General features: G+C 54.4%; 16 protein-coding genes. 14 read left to right on the forward strand and 2 right to left on the reverse strand.

The window, feature by feature from the left end; translation table 11 throughout:
- Positions 1 to 108: 108 nt before the first annotated feature.
- Positions 109 to 2,091 carry a biosynthetic arginine decarboxylase gene (gene speA / locus AC0Z7K_RS14650; RefSeq protein WP_413527948.1) on the reverse strand — a complete coding sequence of 661 codons (1,983 nt, stop codon included), beginning with the start codon at positions 2,089 to 2,091 and terminating at the stop codon, positions 109 to 111.
- Between the two features lie 885 nt (positions 2,092 to 2,976).
- On the opposite strand from speA, the gene metK reads away from it, so the two are divergent.
- The 8 genes from metK to ruvX all read left to right on the forward strand — a co-directional run bounded on the left by metK (position 2,977) and on the right by ruvX (position 10,182).
- A complete protein-coding gene (metK, locus tag AC0Z7K_RS14655) occupies positions 2,977 to 4,128 on the forward strand; it encodes a methionine adenosyltransferase (RefSeq protein ID WP_485615004.1) in 1,152 nt (383 codons plus the stop codon).
- A gap of 404 nt (positions 4,129 to 4,532) precedes the next feature.
- On the forward strand, positions 4,533 to 5,927 hold the full coding sequence (locus AC0Z7K_RS14660) for a sugar porter family MFS transporter (protein WP_112164173.1): 1,395 nt from the start codon (positions 4,533 to 4,535) through the stop codon (positions 5,925 to 5,927).
- A 75-nt stretch (positions 5,928 to 6,002) separates the two neighbouring features.
- Entirely contained in the window at positions 6,003 to 6,524 is a 522-nt protein-coding gene (locus AC0Z7K_RS14665) for a SprT family zinc-dependent metalloprotease (RefSeq protein ID WP_485615079.1), read from the forward strand.
- 93 nt (positions 6,525 to 6,617) lie between these two features.
- Complete coding sequence (gene endA, locus AC0Z7K_RS14670) at positions 6,618 to 7,331, forward strand: deoxyribonuclease I (RefSeq protein WP_485615005.1); 714 nt, start codon at positions 6,618 to 6,620, stop codon at positions 7,329 to 7,331.
- A 100-nt stretch (positions 7,332 to 7,431) separates the two neighbouring features.
- Positions 7,432 to 8,163 carry a 16S rRNA (uracil(1498)-N(3))-methyltransferase gene (gene rsmE / locus AC0Z7K_RS14675; protein ID WP_413527944.1) on the forward strand — a complete coding sequence of 244 codons (732 nt, stop codon included), beginning with the start codon at positions 7,432 to 7,434 and terminating at the stop codon, positions 8,161 to 8,163.
- Between the two features lie 11 nt (positions 8,164 to 8,174).
- Positions 8,175 to 9,125: a glutathione synthase gene (gene gshB, locus AC0Z7K_RS14680; protein ID WP_413527943.1), complete on the forward strand. Its 951-nt coding sequence runs from the start codon at positions 8,175 to 8,177 to the stop codon at positions 9,123 to 9,125.
- A 71-nt stretch (positions 9,126 to 9,196) separates the two neighbouring features.
- The gene (locus AC0Z7K_RS14685) at positions 9,197 to 9,760 is read left to right on the forward strand and encodes a YqgE/AlgH family protein (RefSeq protein WP_413527942.1); all 564 of its coding nucleotides are present in this window, start codon (positions 9,197 to 9,199) and stop codon (positions 9,758 to 9,760) included.
- Positions 9,760 to 10,182 carry a Holliday junction resolvase RuvX gene (gene ruvX, locus AC0Z7K_RS14690; protein WP_485615006.1) on the forward strand — a complete coding sequence of 141 codons (423 nt, stop codon included), beginning with the start codon at positions 9,760 to 9,762 and terminating at the stop codon, positions 10,180 to 10,182. The genes AC0Z7K_RS14685 and ruvX overlap by 1 nt, the downstream gene beginning before the upstream one ends.
- Here ruvX and AC0Z7K_RS14695 read toward each other — a convergent pair.
- Entirely contained in the window at positions 10,145 to 11,200 is a 1,056-nt protein-coding gene (locus tag AC0Z7K_RS14695; RefSeq protein ID WP_485615007.1) for a type IV pilus twitching motility protein PilT, read from the reverse strand. The two genes, ruvX and AC0Z7K_RS14695, sit on opposite strands and share 38 nt — an antisense overlap.
- A gap of 22 nt (positions 11,201 to 11,222) precedes the next feature.
- Here AC0Z7K_RS14695 and AC0Z7K_RS14700 point away from each other — a divergent pair, with 22 nt between their 5' ends.
- The 6 genes from AC0Z7K_RS14700 to hemW all read left to right on the forward strand — a co-directional run bounded on the left by AC0Z7K_RS14700 (position 11,223) and on the right by hemW (position 15,482).
- The gene (locus tag AC0Z7K_RS14700; protein ID WP_485615008.1) at positions 11,223 to 11,942 is read left to right on the forward strand and encodes a YggS family pyridoxal phosphate-dependent enzyme; all 720 of its coding nucleotides are present in this window, start codon (positions 11,223 to 11,225) and stop codon (positions 11,940 to 11,942) included.
- A gap of 72 nt (positions 11,943 to 12,014) precedes the next feature.
- Positions 12,015 to 12,836 (forward strand): pyrroline-5-carboxylate reductase, encoded by an 822-nt coding sequence (gene proC, locus AC0Z7K_RS14705; protein ID WP_413527938.1) that lies wholly within the window; start codon positions 12,015 to 12,017, stop codon positions 12,834 to 12,836.
- Between the two features lie 41 nt (positions 12,837 to 12,877).
- Complete coding sequence (locus AC0Z7K_RS14710; RefSeq protein WP_112164164.1) at positions 12,878 to 13,432, forward strand: YggT family protein; 555 nt, start codon at positions 12,878 to 12,880, stop codon at positions 13,430 to 13,432.
- Entirely contained in the window at positions 13,417 to 13,722 is a 306-nt protein-coding gene (gene yggU / locus AC0Z7K_RS14715) for a DUF167 family protein YggU (RefSeq protein WP_413527937.1), read from the forward strand. Before AC0Z7K_RS14710 ends, yggU begins: the two co-directional genes overlap by 16 nt.
- Positions 13,723 to 13,744: 22 nt before the next feature.
- Positions 13,745 to 14,353, forward strand: coding sequence for an XTP/dITP diphosphatase (locus AC0Z7K_RS14720; RefSeq protein ID WP_485615009.1), 609 nt, complete (start codon positions 13,745 to 13,747; stop codon positions 14,351 to 14,353).
- Positions 14,346 to 15,482, forward strand: a complete 1,137-nt coding sequence (gene hemW, locus AC0Z7K_RS14725; protein WP_413527935.1) for a radical SAM family heme chaperone HemW — start codon at positions 14,346 to 14,348, stop codon at positions 15,480 to 15,482. Before AC0Z7K_RS14720 ends, hemW begins: the two co-directional genes overlap by 8 nt.
- Positions 15,483 to 15,485 lie beyond the last annotated feature (3 nt).

Consider the following 15,485-nt stretch of genomic DNA (forward strand, 5'->3'; position numbering starts at 1 on the left):
CGTCGTTTGCCCGACCTGAAAGGGATTTCTACAAATTCATATTGTACTGCTGTTGGCGCGAATTTTACCTTAATCCGGCTCAGCTTCAAGCCGGATTATTGTGCGCTTTTACTCGTCTTCTTCCAGATAAGTATAACCGTACAAACCGGATTCAAACTCTTCGACGAACTGCGCCTGAAGGTCGGCATCCAGATCGGTTTCTTTCACCTGATCGCGGAAACGGGCCAGCAGAACATTCGGATCCAGCTGCACGTATTCCAGCATATCAGCGACGGTATCGCCTTCATCCGACTGCTGCACTTCAATGCTGCCGTCAGGGAAAACGAACACGTCCACTGCTGCGGTATCACCGAACAGGTTGTGCATGTTGCCGAGAATTTCCTGATACGCGCCGACCATAAAGAAGCCCAGCACTGGCGGATTTTCCGGATCATACGGAGGCATCGGCATGGTCGTCGCCACGCCGTCACCATCGATATAGTGATCGATAGTGCCGTCGGAGTCGCAGGTGATATCCAGCAGTACCGCACGACCTACCGGCGGTTTATCCAGGCCTTCCAGCGGCAGAACCGGGAACAGCTGATCGATACCCCACGCGTCGGGCATTGACTGGAACAGCGAGAAGTTGACGTACAGTTTGTCCGCCATGCGTTCCTGCAATTCGTCGATGATCGGACGGTGTGCGCGGTTGCTCGGATCGAGCTGTCCCTGAATCATGTTGCAGATGTTCAGGTAGATGTCTTCCGCCCAGGCGCGCTGCGTCAGATCCAAAATACCGTGTGCATACTGCGAATGAACGTCGTGCAGATCCATCTGGCTGTCATGCAACCATTCACGCAGCGAGCGGCGGTTTTCCGGATCGTGCATTTCGTTCCAGGTGTCCCACATGCTGCCGAGCGCACGCGGCGCGTCATCGGCTGGCTGGATCGGATCGCGGAACTCATTACGCTCAACGCCGATGATGTTAGACACCAGCACGGTATGGTGTGCGGTCACGGCACGGCCAGACTCAGTGATCACAGTCGGGTGCGGCAGGCCATGTTCGTTACAGGCATCGCCAATCCCCCAGATCACGTTGTTAGCGTATTCATTCAGACCGTAGTTCACCGAGCAGTCAGACTGCGAGCGGGTCCCTTCATAATCCACACCCAGACCGCCGCCGACGTCGAAGCACTGAATGTTGACGCCCAGCTTGTGCAGCTCAACGTAGAAACGCGCGGATTCACGAACGCCGGTGGAGATATCACGAATATTGGAAAGCTGGGAGCCGAGGTGGAAGTGCAGCAATTGCAGACTTTCCAGACGCCCTGCTTCACGCAGCATTTCGACCAGTTGCAGAACCTGTGACGCTGCCAGACCAAACTTGGATTTCTCGCCGCCACTGGACTGCCATTTGCCGGAGCCCTGCGAAGACAGGCGCGCACGTACACCCAGACGCGGGATCACGTTCAGACGTTCAGCTTCTTCCAGCACCAGCTTAATCTCAGTCATCTTCTCGATAACCAGATACACCTTGTGACCGAGCTTCTCGCCGATCAGCGCCAGACGAATGTATTCACGATCTTTATAGCCGTTACAGACAATCACCGAACGGGTCATGCCCGCATGGGCCAGAACCGCCATCAGTTCGGCTTTCGAACCGGCTTCCAGACCCAGCGGTTCGCCGGATTCGACCAGCGATTCGATCACGCGGCGATGCTGGTTCACCTTAATCGGGTACACCAGGAAGTAGTCACCCTCGTAGCCGAACGATTCGCGCGCACGTTTGAACGCGGCGTTAATCGAACGCAGACGGTGCTGCAAAATTTGTGGGAAGCAGAACAGCGCCGGCAGACGCTGACCGTCCTGCTCACGCATGTCTTTCACCAGTTGCGCCAGATCCACGCGTGCTGAAGGGACATCGGGATCCGGGCAAACACTGATGTGGCCCAGTTCATTGACGTCATAATAATTGTTACCCCAATAGGCAACGTTGTAAGTGCGCAGCATTTTGCTGGCATCACGATCGTTCACGGCAACCTCCTGCATGGAGCGCAAAGAAACGGTATCGCCCGCATGTGACGGACGGTGGGACTGGATGTCATCAGACATAGGTAAATCCTCTTTCTACACTGACAACATGGCCAGCCACTATCGCAGTAACAACAGGTGAGAACAACCCGAACGAATGGCTTTCAGACAGGATAAAAACCTGTGCGCCAGGGTTGGCAAACTGTTTTTCACTCATGTGATTATAGAATTCATCATTAGACTCCGTGGAACGGGTCAGAAGAAACCATAGGAATAACGCCCCTAAGGTTGCAGGCTACGTCAGTTTTAACGGGGGAAGCGGCTGTTAACCGGCCCGATGTGGCTGAGTAGCGCTCAGATGTCGCAGACTGAACTGTCTATAGTCAGGCTGCATAAACGCGTCCATCCGACGGACAGGCTGTTTATAACATCGGATTGATGACAGAAATTTTTCAGAAAGGCGTGCGGCAGCGATAAACAATGTCTGCCGGGGATGCTGTTGAAATGTAACAAGCGGTAAAAAGTGGGTCATTAACCTAACCACCTCCACACGTGCCACGCATCACCCGCGGGCATTCGAGCTGAGAAAACAGTAATTACTGGGATACGCGGGCGTCGAGAAAGTGCCGGGCGCGCGGCGTTTATACCGGCAACACGCTGTAAATGCAAAATGAAAATGCAGCCTTGATGGTTTCAATGCGTGAATATCACTGCAAAGGCGCACGAAAACGCCATGTTCATCACAAAAATGACTGGCTTTCGTAACACCTGCTATCCTAAAATAGCCGTCCAGATGTTAATCCGTCCGTAGCAAACTTGCGGATTAATGCTCAAACTGCTTCAAGGCTTTGCCTTATGGGGACATGCAGGACGCATTGCGACAATGGCGAGCACCGCTCCTCATCTGCCAGTCTCCCCAGTGCTATGCAGTGATATCTAACCCGTCGTATGAAGGTAAAGAACATAATGGCTAAACACCTCTTCACGTCCGAATCAGTTTCTGAAGGACATCCAGATAAAATCGCTGACCAGATTTCCGATGCCGTACTGGACGCGATTTTAGAACAAGACCCGAAAGCACGTGTTGCATGTGAAACTTATGTCAAAACCGGCATGGTCCTCGTGGGCGGTGAAATCACCACTACCGCCTGGGTCGACGTAGAAGAAATCACCCGTCAGACCATCCGTGAGATTGGCTATGTCAATTCCCAGATGGGCTTCGATGCCAATTCCTGTGCCGTACTGAGCGCCATTGGTAAGCAGTCTCCGGACATCAACCAGGGCGTTGACCGCCAGGATCCGCTGGAGCAAGGCGCCGGCGACCAGGGTCTGATGTTTGGTTACGCGACCAACGAAACCGACGTGCTGATGCCAGCCCCAATCACTTACGCACACCGTCTGGTGCAGCGTCAGGCTGAAGTTCGCAAAGCGGGCACCCTCCCGTGGTTGCGCCCTGATGCGAAAAGCCAGGTCACTTTCCAGTATGACGAAGGCAAAATTGTCGGTATCGATGCGGTCGTCCTTTCCACCCAGCATTCTGAAGAGATTGGCCTGAAAGATTTGCAGGAAGCGGTGATGGAAGAAATCATCAAACCTGTATTGCCAGCAGAATGGCTGAACGCCGGCACCAAATACCACATCAACCCGACTGGTCGCTTCGTTATCGGCGGACCAATGGGTGACTGCGGTCTGACCGGGCGTAAAATCATCGTCGATACCTACGGCGGCATGGCCCGTCACGGCGGCGGTGCATTCTCCGGTAAAGATCCGTCTAAGGTTGACCGTTCAGCGGCATATGCTGCGCGTTACGTGGCGAAAAACATCGTGGCTGCCGGTCTGGCTGACCGTTGTGAAATTCAGGTGTCTTACGCTATCGGCGTGGCAGAACCGACGTCCATCATGGTGGAAACCTTCGGTACCGGTAAAATTTCTAACGAGCAACTGACCCTGCTGGTGCGCGAGTTCTTCGACCTGCGTCCATACGGTCTGATCCAGATGATGGATCTGCTGCACCCAATCTACAAAGAAACCGCTGCGTACGGTCACTTTGGTCGCGAACATTTCCCTTGGGAAAAAACCGACCGTGCCGCACAACTGCGCGACGCTGCTGGCCTGTAAGTCATTTTTCAGACAGTTCTGCACATCAACCCTGTCCTTGTGGCAGGGTTTTTTTTATCTGAAATTTGAGGAAAATTCCTAAAACGACATAAACACCGCCCAGAATGAAAACGGTTACAGCTAATAACTTGTTATTAAATAATGCATTATTTCTATAGGTAAAAGTTTGAAACAGAAATTTGATTGATATAAATCAATTTATGCACTATTACTTTAACGGCTTTCTCCCTTCCTGCTTTGCATCTCTTTGAATCCCTTCCAGAACAATGATTCCAACCACAGCCATTAGTGTAAGCGATTACAACACTGTGACCGGGTTCACGTTAAGCTGGAGGCAGGGTTAATAACATAACAGCCTAAGCATTATTACAAACACTATACGATTGCACTATTTTGGAGACCGGATGAACAACTCAACGTCGACCAAAGGAAAACGCTCGAATAAAAGCGTCACTTTCTTTGTCTGTTTTCTCGCTGCACTGGCCGGACTTCTGTTCGGTCTGGACATCGGTGTCATCGCTGGCGCACTGCCGTTTATTAGCCATGATTTTCAGATAACCAACCATCAGCAGGAGTGGGTGGTCAGCTCAATGATGTTCGGTGCCGCTGTTGGTGCCGTCGGCAGTGGCTGGCTGAACTTCCGTCTTGGCCGTAAATACAGCCTGATGATCGGCGCGGTTCTGTTCGTGGTCGGTTCGCTGTGTTCCGCCTTCGCGCCAAACACCGAAGTGCTGATTGTCGCCCGCGTTCTGCTGGGCCTGGCGGTGGGTGTCGCGTCTTACACCGCGCCGATTTATCTGTCAGAAATCGCACCGGAGAAAATCCGTGGCAGCATGATTTCTATGTACCAGCTGATGATCACCATCGGTATTCTGGCGGCGTATCTGTCGGATACCGCTTTCAGCTACAGCGGCGCATGGCGCTGGATGCTGGGCGTGATCACCATTCCAGCCCTGCTGCTGCTGATCGGCGTGTTCTTCCTGCCGGACAGCCCGCGCTGGCTTGCCGCGCGTGGCAATGACGACAAAGCCCGCCGCGTGCTGGAAAAACTGCGCGATTCCACCGCGCAGGCGAAAAGCGAACTGGATGAAATCCGTGAAAGCCTGAAAGTGAAACAGAGCGGCTGGGGGTTGTTCATCAATAACAAAAACTTCCGTCGTGCGGTTTATCTTGGGATTTTGTTGCAGGTGATGCAGCAGTTCACCGGTATGAACGTCATCATGTATTACGCACCTAAAATCTTCGGCATCGCCGGTTTCGCCAGTACTTCTCAGCAAATGTGGGGCACGGTGATTGTCGGTCTGGTCAACGTGCTGGCGACCTTCATTGCTATCGGTCTGGTTGACCGCTGGGGTCGTAAACCAACGCTCAAACTGGGCTTCCTGGTGATGGCAGTCGGTATGGGTATTCTCGGTACGATGCTGCACATCGGTGTGGAATCTGACTTTGCGAAATACTTCTCTATCGCCATGTTGCTGATGTTCATCGTAGGTTTTGCGATGAGTGCCGGCCCGCTGATCTGGGTACTGTGTTCCGAAATTCAGCCGCTGAAAGGTCGCGATTTTGGTATCACCGTTTCCACGGCAACCAACTGGATTGCTAACATGATAGTCGGTGCCACCTTCCTGACCATGCTGGAAACGCTCGGCAACGCCAATACCTTCTGGGTGTACGCCGCGCTGAACGTGGTCTTCATCTTCATCACCATTGCGCTAATCCCTGAGACCAAAAACGTCTCTCTGGAACACATTGAACGCAATCTGATGAAAGGCGAAGCACTGCGCGACATCGGTAAGTAAGCGTCACATTCCTCCCCTGCAAAGGGGAGGAATTCTATATTGCATCTCCTCTCCACCGCCTTTATCCTTCGCCTGATGAAAACCTCACGCCTCCCCATCGCCCTGCAACAAGCCGTTATGCGCTGCCTGCGGGAAAAACTCCAGATGGCAAATCAGTTTTTTGGCACCGACTATACGGAGCCGGAAATCACCTATCAGCAACGCGGCACCAGCGCGGGCAGTGCGTATCTGCAACACTGGCAAATCCGGCTGAATCAAGTGCTCTTACAGGAAAATCAGCAACCGTTTATTGATGAAGTGGTCCCGCACGAACTGGCGCATTTGCTGGTCTTCCGCCGATTTGGCCGCGCACCTGCGCCCCACGGTAAAGAGTGGCGCTGGATGATGGAGCACGTCCTCGGCGTTTCTGCCAGCCGTACTCACAAGTTCGAAGTCGCCTCGGTGCAGAGTAAAACGTATCCGTATCTGTGCGCCTGCCGCGATCACCAGCTGACCGTACGTCGTCACAATAAAGTGATGCGTAAAGAGTCGGAATACCGCTGCCGTCATTGCGGCGAACTGTTACGGTTTAACGCTAAAGGCACGACTAATTGCTGATTTTTCAATCACTAAATAGCAGCAATGTCCCATTGTCACACCGCGCCGCATCCGTTACCCTTCCGACCTTTTCACATCAGGTCATTTGGAAACATGTTTCGTAAAACACTTTCAGCCTTTCTGTTTATCCTGGCACTCGCACCGCTCAGCGTATTCAGCCAGTCCGGCAAGAACATCAACAATTTCAACCAGGCCAAAGCCGCGGCCGTCAAAATCAATCAGGGTGCACCCTCTTTCTATTGCGGATGTGATATTAGCTGGCAGGGCAAAAAAGGTACGCCGGATCTGAAATCCTGCGGTTATGCGGTACGTAAAAGTGAACAGCGCGCCAGCCGGATTGAATGGGAACACGTGGTGCCTGCGTGGCAGTTCGGCCACCAGATGCAGTGCTGGCAGGACGGCGGGCGCAAAAACTGTGCGAAAAATGCCGATTATCGTCAGGTAGAAACCGATCTGCATAATCTTCAGCCGGCAATTGGCGAAGTGAACGGTGACCGCAACAACTTTATGTACAGCCAGTGGAATGGCGGCCAAGGCCAGTACGGGCGCTGCGAGATGAAAGTCGACTTTAAAGCCAAATCCGCCGAGCCGCCTGTCCGCGCACGCGGCGCTATCGCCCGCACCTATTTCTATATGCGCGACCAGTACAAACTCAATCTTTCCCGCCAGCAAACACAGCTGTTTAGCGCCTGGGATCGCCAGTATCCGGTCACCGCGTGGGAATGCGAACGCGATAATCGCATCGCTGACGTACAGGGGAATCATAATCCTTACGTGCAGCAGGCTTGCGCTCAGAGAAAAAGCTAACTTAGTATTAAACACGCCATCAGAGCACATTAGCTCGCGACATTGCGGGCTAATCACGCCAAAATAGCCCGCTTAAACACTTTAAGGACAGCAGCCACACATGCGCATACCCCGCATTTATCACCCTGAAACACTGACCGCCCACAGCGAAATTGCACTGTGCGAAGATGCCGCTAACCACGTCGGACGCGTTCTGCGTATGCAGCCCGGTCAGGCAATCCAGCTATTTGATGGCAGCAATCAGGTCTTCGAGGCCAGCATTACGCAGGTGGATAAGAAAAGTGTGCGCGTCAGCCTCGGCGAAGGCGTGTTGTCTGACAACGAGTCTCCCCTAAATCTGCATCTCGGCCAGGTGATTTCGCGCGGCGATAAGATGGAATTCACCATTCAGAAATCCATCGAGCTGGGTGCAAACACCATTACTCCGCTGTTCTCCGAGCGCTGCGGCGTCAAACTGGACGGCGAGCGTCTGGAGAAAAAATTACAGCAGTGGCAGAAAATCGCCATTGCCGCCTGCGAACAGTGTGGCCGCAACCGTATCCCGGAAATTCGTCCGGCGATGCAACTGGAAGCCTGGTGTGCAGAGCAGGATGACAGCCTGAAGCTGAACCTGCATCCGCGCGCCAGCCACAGCATCAATACCCTGCCGCTGCCGGTGAAGCATGTCCGTCTGCTGATCGGCCCGGAAGGCGGTTTGTCCGCCGATGAAATTGCAATGACTTCCGGTTACGGATTTACTGATATCCTGCTGGGACCCCGTGTTCTGCGTACAGAAACCACAGCACTCACCGCGATAACGGCCTTACAGGTCCGTTTCGGCGATCTGGGATAAGAGGAAACGACATGATCAAGCTTGGCATCGTGATGGACCCGATTTCATCCATCAACATCAAAAAAGACACCAGTTTCGCTATGTTGCTGGAAGCGCAGAGTCGTGGTTACGAACTGCACTACATGGAAATGAATTCCCTGTATCTGCGCGGCGGCGAAGGCCGTGCGACGACCAAAAAACTCAGCGTAAAACAAGATTACGACGGCTGGTATGAATTCGGTACCGAGCAGGATATCGCCCTGCAGGAACTTGACGTGATCCTGATGCGTAAAGATCCGCCGTTCGATACCGAATTCATTTATGCCACTTACATCCTCGAACGTGCAGAAGAGAAAGGCACGCTTATCGTTAACAAACCGCAGAGCCTGCGCGACTGTAACGAAAAGCTGTTCACCGCATGGTTCCCAGAACTGACGCCAGATACGCTGGTGACACGCAATTCCGCGCAGTTGAAAGCCTTCCATAAAGAGCACACCGATGTGATCCTCAAGCCGCTGGACGGCATGGGCGGCGCATCTATCTTTCGTCTGAAACCGGAAGACGCTAACGTCTCGGTGGTTATCGAAACCCTGACTGAGCACGGCACCCGTTTCTGCATGGCGCAAAACTATCTGCCTGCTATCAAAGACGGTGACAAGCGCGTTCTGGTGGTCGATGGCGAACCGGTGCCTTACTGTCTGGCACGCATCCCTGCACAGGGCGAAACCCGCGGTAATCTGGCCGCAGGTGGCCGTGGCGAAGCGCGTCCGTTAAGCGAAAGTGACTGGCAGATTGCCCGCACCGTGGCGCCAATCCTCAAGCAGAAGGGCCTGATCTTTGTCGGTCTGGATATCATTGGTGACCGCCTGACTGAAATTAACGTCACCAGCCCGACCTGTGCACGTGAAATTGAAGCAGCCTTCCCGATTTCCGTCACCGGCATGCTGATGGACGCTATCGAAAAGCGCCTCGCTGCGCGCTAAACAAAACTGCTGCACAATGGCGCAGTTGACTGCGCCATCATTACTTTCTGAGGTTAAACATCCTGCATACCATGAATCTACAACATCACTTTCTAATTGCGATGCCCGGGCTGGATGAACCCCAGTTCAAACGTTCTGTTGTGTATATCTGTGAGCACAATGAAGATGGCGCAATGGGTCTGGTGATTAATAAGCTGGTCGACGATTTCACCATTGAAAATGTCCTCGACAAGCTGGATATCAACCCTGAACCACGCGACCCAAGTATTCGCCTTGATCGCCCGGTCTTCTCCGGTGGTCCGCTGGCCGACGATCGCGGTTTTATCCTGCATACCCCGCGCGAAGGTTTTGGCTCCAGCATTCTTATTTCCGACAGCACCATGATCACCACCTCTAAAGACGTGCTGGAAACTCTTGGGACGCCCGACCAGCCGAAAGATGTGCTGGTGGCCCTCGGTTACGCCGCCTGGGAACAGGGCCAGCTGGAAAAAGAATTGCTGGATAACGCGTGGCTGACGATTGAAGCCAGCAGCGACATTCTGTTCCGCACGCCGATTGCTGACCGCTGGCGCGAAGCCGCGAAAATGATCGGCATTGATGTCAGCCAGCTCGCCACCCACGCGGGGCACGCATAATGGCGAACCGCACGGTGTTTGCTTTCGACTTCGGCACCAAAAGCATTGGCCTGGCCATCGGTCAGGAAGTCACCGGTACTGCACGCCCGCTGACCTCGTTTAAAGCGCAGGACGGCACGCCGGACTGGCAAAAGATCGAGAAGCTGCTCAAAGAGTGGCTGCCGGACGTCGTGGTGGTTGGCCTGCCCCTGAACATGGACGGCACCGAACAGCCGCTGACCGCCCGCGCCCGTAAATTCGCCAATCGTCTGCACGGACGTTTTGGCGTTCAGGTGGAGCTGCATGATGAGCGTCTGAGTACCGTCGAAGCCCGCGCTGATTTGTTCGACCGTGGCGGTTTCCGCGCGCTCGACAAAGGCAGCGTGGATGCCGCCTCGGCGGTGATTATCCTGGAAAGCTGGTTTGAGAAGCAATGGAGTTAGCCTGCGTCATAGTCAGTAATCCGTCGCTCTGCCGTTGCTGCTGGCTTTGCGCAAACGTCTGCATTCCGGCCTGCGCGCCGGTTTGCAGAATGTCCGCCAGCTGATGCGTTTTGCCTTCGCGGATGAGATTGCACACGGCGGGCGTCGATGTCAGCACTTCAAACAGCGCCACCCTGCCCGCCTTTTTGCCTTCTGCCGCTTGCGTCACCGCCAGTTTTTGCGCCACCACCGCGCGTAAACTCCCCGCCAGCTGTGCCCGTACGAAAGCCTTTTCTTCTGCCGGAAAGACGTCGACCAGCCGGTCGATGGCCTGCGTCGCATTGCGCGTATGCAGCGTCGCCAGCACCAGATGCCCGGTTTCCGCTGCCGTCAGCGCCAGCCGGATGCTTTCAGTATCGCGCAGCTCGCCAAGCAGCAATACATCAGGATCCTCCCGCAGCGCGCCGCGTACCGCTTCACCAAACGATCGCGTATGCAAACCCATCTCGCGTTGCTGGATAAGACATCGCTCGCTGACGTGAATCAGCTCGATCGGGTCCTCCAGCGTAATAATATGCCGCGCCGAATGACGGTTGAGATGGTCAATCAGCGCCGCCAGCGTGGTAGATTTTCCGCTGCCGGTCGCACCGGTGACCAGAATCAGACCATCCTCCTGCATGATGACGTGCTGCAAAATCTCCGGTGCCAGCAAACTTGCCAGCTTGGGGCAACGAGCGGGGATTGGCCGCAGCGCCGCAGACAATCCGTGCCATTGCCTGAAGACATTGAGTCGCATCCGCACGCCTTCGCCAAGCATCAGTGCTTTATCCACCTGCCCTGCCTGCTGCAAAACCGTCTGCTGCGCGTCATCCAGCCACTGGCTGCAGAGCGCCTGCATCTGTGGCGCGTTGAGTACCGGCAGATCCTCACAACGGCATAATTGGCCATCTATGCGCAACATCGGCGGATAGCCGGTACAAAGGTGCAGATCGGAGGCATTTTGCTTTACACTACGCACCACTAATCCATCAATATCCATGTTGAAATCCTCCTGAGTCCCTATGAGCCTTAGTCAGCAAAACGCTATTGAGCAGAACTTACAGAATGTCCGCGAGAAAATCGCAGCCGCTGCACAACTTTGCGGCAGGTCTTCAGAAGAAATTACGTTGCTTGCAGTCAGCAAAACAAAACCTGCGAGCGCTGTCGAAGAAGCAATTGCCGCCGGTCAGCTGGCGTTCGGTGAAAACTATGTGCAGGAAGGGGTGGATAAGATAGCCCACTTTGCCGGACATCAGCCCGCACTCACCTGGCACTTTATCGGGCCTTTACAGTCGAACAAAAGCCGTTTAGTTGCAGAGAATTTTGACTGGTGCCACACCATCGACCGGCTGAAAATCGCCCAGCGCCTCAACGAACAGCGTCCTGCTGGTTTACCGCCGTTACACGTGTTGATTCAGGTAAATATCAGCGATGAAGCCAGTAAATCCGGTATTGCCGTCGTTGATGTCGCAGCGCTGGCTACGCAGATTATGGCGATGCCGAATCTGCAACTGCGCGGCCTGATGGCGATCCCGGCCGCAGAAACCGATTATGCGCGCCAGCTTGAGGTCTTCGGCCAGATGCGTGAGGCACTGAAAGCCTTGCAGACGATTTGCCCGCAGGCGGATACGCTGTCGATGGGCATGACCGACGATATGCCCGCTGCGATTGCCGCTGGCAGCACCATGGTACGTATCGGCACCGCCATTTTTGGTGCTCGTGATTACAGCGCAAAACAGTAACCGGTGTCAGGCGGTTTACTGCTTTACTATTGATTGGCTCAATTCAGTCCCTATTAAAAGCAAGGAGCATGAATGCAACATCGCAAATTATGTTTTATCGGCGCAGGTAACATGGCAGGCGCGATCGTTTCGGGTCTGGTCGAAAGTGGCTATCCGGCGGCGCTTATCAGCGTTTGTGCACCTTCCACCACCCATCGCGATGCGCTGGCTGAAAAATACGGCGTGATAAGCAGCAGCGATAATAACGGCTGTGCTAAAGAAGCGGACGTGGTGGTGCTCTCCGTCAAACCGCAAATGATGGCGGATGTGTGTAAAGCACTGCAAAAAGACGTGGATTTTAGCGGCAAACTGGTACTGTCGATTGCCGCAGGCGTCAGCGTCGCGCGTTTCTGCGAGCTGCTGGGTGATAATCTGAACATCGTGCGCATCATGCCGAATACGCCATCCCTGGTGGGAAAAGGCATGAGCGGGCTGTATGCGCCGAAACAGGTATCGCAGGCGGATCGCGATTACAGCGGCGAACTGATGACTGCGGTCGGCAAAATTTGCTGGGTGGATACCGAAGAAGGCATCAACCACATTATTGCCGCCGCAGGCAGCGCACCGGCGTATTTCTTCCTGTTTATGGAGGCAATGCAGGCCGAAGCGCAGCGTCTGGGGTTCAGCGCCGAGGCAGCGCGGATGCTGGTTGAACAAGCCGCCAGCGGTGCCACCGCGCTAGTGGCCGCCAGCCCGGACACGCCATTGTCACAACTTCGTGAGAATGTGACGTCCAAAGGCGGTACCACCTTTGAAGCACTAAAAGTCTTCACCGACCGTAAATTACCGGAGATTGTCTCCGAGGCCATGCAGGCCGCCATTACCCGCGCGCAGGAAATGGAAAAACTGTTCTGATTCAGGACTCATAATAATTTCGACACCACATAAGGTTTTTTATGCTTACGCTGACTTTTCTGGTCAAAACACTTATCGACCTCTACGTCATGGTTTTACTACTGCGTATCTGGATGCAGTGGGCACGCACGGACTTTTATAATCCGTTCTCACAGTTTGTGGTGAAGATTACACAGCCCGTTATCGGGCCGCTGCGCCGTATTATTCCGCCACTGGGGCCGATCGACAGCGCAAGTCTGCTGCTGGCTTTCCTGCTGTGCACACTGAAATTCCCGCTGTTGTTGCTTATCCAAAGCGGCGGCATTTATATCGGGCTGAGCAATTTGCTGATCGGCCTGATCGGTCTGGTGAAAGCCGCCGGTTATCTGGTGTTCTGGCTGGTGATCATCCGTTCACTGATGAGCTGGGTGAGCCAGGGTCGCGGCCCGATGGATTTCCTGCTTTTACAGCTGACAGAACCGCTGATGTCACCCATTCGGCGTATTCTTCCGGCAATGGGCGGCATTGATTTCTCGGCAATGGTGGTGATTCTGATCCTCTACATGCTGAATTATCTGGGTATGGATCTGCTGGGTGCCTTGTGGTTCCAGCTCTAAGTCCGGTTTACTGGCAGTCTGACGAACTGGTTTTGCGGCTGGTTATCCAGCCCAAAGCCAGCCGTGACAGCCTGGTTGGTTTGCATGGCGATGAACTGAAAGTCGCCATCACCGCCCCACCGGTTGACGGTCAGGCGAACACGCATCTGGTGAAATTTCTCGCCAAACAGTTTAAAGTCGCCAAAAGTCAGGTCAGCATTGAAAAGGGCGAGCTGGGCCGCCATAAACAAGTCCGCATTACCCATCCGCAAAATATCCCGGCCGAGGTCGCGGTACTGCTCGCTGAATAATTCGTTAAATCAGGATCTTCCCATGCAGAAAGTCGTATTAGCTACCGGCAACGCCGGTAAAGTCCGTGAACTCGCCCATCTGCTGGCAGATTTCGGACTGGACGTGGTCGCACAGACCGAACTCGGCGTTGAGTCTGCCGAAGAAACCGGTCTGACGTTCATTGAAAACGCCATCCTGAAAGCGCGCCACGCCGCAGCCGAAACCGGTTTGCCTGCAATTGCCGATGACTCCGGTCTGGCGGTCGATTTCCTTGGAGGCGCACCGGGGATTTATTCCGCCCGATACGCAGGTGTCGATGCCAGCGATCAGCAAAATCTCGACAAGCTGCTGGTTGCAATGAAAGACGTGCCGCAGGGGCAGCGCGCTGCGCAGTTCCATTGCGTGCTGGTATATATGCGCCATGCGGAAGATCCGACGCCGCTGGTTTGCCACGGCAGCTGGCCGGGTGAGATTGCTTTCGCCGAAGCCGGGGCAGGCGGTTTTGGCTATGACCCGATTTTCTTCGTGCCTGAGTCTGGCAAAACGGCCGCAGAGCTGACGCGTGAAGAAAAGAGCGCGGTGTCGCACCGTGGTCAGGCGCTGAAACTGTTGCTGGCTGCGATGAAAGAGGTAGTACAAAAGAATGCGTAAGTTGCCGCCGCTGAGTCTCTACATTCATATTCCGTGGTGCGTGCAAAAATGCCCTTACTGCGATTTCAACTCGCACGCGTTAAAGGGCGAGGTGCCGCATGATGATTATGTCGCACATCTGCTGGCGGATCTGGATGCCGATCTGCATCTGGTGGGCGATCGCAGCGTAGGGACGATTTTCATCGGCGGCGGAACGCCAAGCCTGCTGAGCAGCAAAGCGATGCAGGACCTGCTCGACGGCGTGCGGGCACGTTTGCCACTGGAGGCCGGTGCTGAAATCACGATGGAAGCCAACCCCGGCACCGTCGAAGCTGACCGTTTCAGCGCTTATCAGCGCGCCGGTGTGAACCGTATTTCGATTGGTGTACAAAGTTTTGATGCGCAGAAACTGGAGCGTCTGGGGCGCATTCACGGTCCTGAAGAAGCTAAACGCGCCGCGCATCTGGCCACAGGCCTTAACCTGCGCAGCTTCAATCTGGATCTGATGCACGGCTTGCCGGATCAGACGCTGGAAGAAGCGCTGGATGATTTGCGTCAGGCCATCGCTCTAAATCCGCCGCACCTGTCGTGGTATCAGCTGACCATCGAGCCCAATACGATGTATGCCTCGCGCCCGCCAACGCTGCCGGATGACGATGCGCTATGGGATATTTTCGAGAAAGGCGATCAACTGCTGACGGCAGCTGGTTATCAGCAATATGAAACGTCCGCGTATGCCAAGCCGGGTTATCAGTGCCAGCACAATCTCAACTACTGGCGATTCGGGGATTATCTCGGCATCGGCTGTGGCGCGCACGGTAAGCTGACACAGCCTGACGGGCGGATCCTGCGGACCGTGAAGACCAAACACCCGCGCGGCTATATGCAGGGGCGTTACATGGACAAACAGCATGCGGTCGAAACCGAAGATCTGGCGTTTGAGTTCTTCATGAACCGTTTTCGCTTGCTGGAAGCGGCTCCGCGCGAAGAATTCAGCCTGTATACCGGACTGGAAGAATCCGCGATCCGTGCAGAGCTGGACGAGGCTATCGGGAAAGAATATCTGATTGAAAACCCGACGCACTGGCAAATTACCCGGAAAGGGAAATTGTTCCTGAATTCACTGCTGGAGATTTTTTTAGCGGAGTAAATA

The organism is Rahnella sp. 1L-D-7-B-C2, from assembly GCF_057290995.1.

Excerpts from the sequence above, each read along its gene's own strand:
- speA (WP_413527948.1), bottom strand. The coding sequence starts at position 2,091 with ATGTCTGATGACATCCAGTCCCACCGTCCGTCACATGCGGGCGATACC.
- metK (WP_485615004.1), top strand. The coding sequence starts at position 2,977 with ATGGCTAAACACCTCTTCACGTCCGAATCAGTTTCTGAAGGACATCCA.
- AC0Z7K_RS14660 (WP_112164173.1), top strand. The coding sequence starts at position 4,533 with ATGAACAACTCAACGTCGACCAAAGGAAAACGCTCGAATAAAAGCGTC.
- AC0Z7K_RS14665 (WP_485615079.1), top strand. The coding sequence starts at position 6,003 with ATGAAAACCTCACGCCTCCCCATCGCCCTGCAACAAGCCGTTATGCGC.
- endA (WP_485615005.1), top strand. The coding sequence starts at position 6,618 with ATGTTTCGTAAAACACTTTCAGCCTTTCTGTTTATCCTGGCACTCGCA.
- rsmE (WP_413527944.1), top strand. The coding sequence starts at position 7,432 with ATGCGCATACCCCGCATTTATCACCCTGAAACACTGACCGCCCACAGC.
- gshB (WP_413527943.1), top strand. The coding sequence starts at position 8,175 with ATGATCAAGCTTGGCATCGTGATGGACCCGATTTCATCCATCAACATC.
- AC0Z7K_RS14685 (WP_413527942.1), top strand. The coding sequence starts at position 9,197 with ATGAATCTACAACATCACTTTCTAATTGCGATGCCCGGGCTGGATGAA.
- ruvX (WP_485615006.1), top strand. The coding sequence starts at position 9,760 with ATGGCGAACCGCACGGTGTTTGCTTTCGACTTCGGCACCAAAAGCATT.
- AC0Z7K_RS14695 (WP_485615007.1), bottom strand. The coding sequence starts at position 11,200 with ATGGATATTGATGGATTAGTGGTGCGTAGTGTAAAGCAAAATGCCTCC.
- AC0Z7K_RS14700 (WP_485615008.1), top strand. The coding sequence starts at position 11,223 with ATGAGCCTTAGTCAGCAAAACGCTATTGAGCAGAACTTACAGAATGTC.
- proC (WP_413527938.1), top strand. The coding sequence starts at position 12,015 with ATGCAACATCGCAAATTATGTTTTATCGGCGCAGGTAACATGGCAGGC.
- AC0Z7K_RS14710 (WP_112164164.1), top strand. The coding sequence starts at position 12,878 with ATGCTTACGCTGACTTTTCTGGTCAAAACACTTATCGACCTCTACGTC.
- AC0Z7K_RS14720 (WP_485615009.1), top strand. The coding sequence starts at position 13,745 with ATGCAGAAAGTCGTATTAGCTACCGGCAACGCCGGTAAAGTCCGTGAA.
- hemW (WP_413527935.1), top strand. The coding sequence starts at position 14,346 with ATGCGTAAGTTGCCGCCGCTGAGTCTCTACATTCATATTCCGTGGTGC.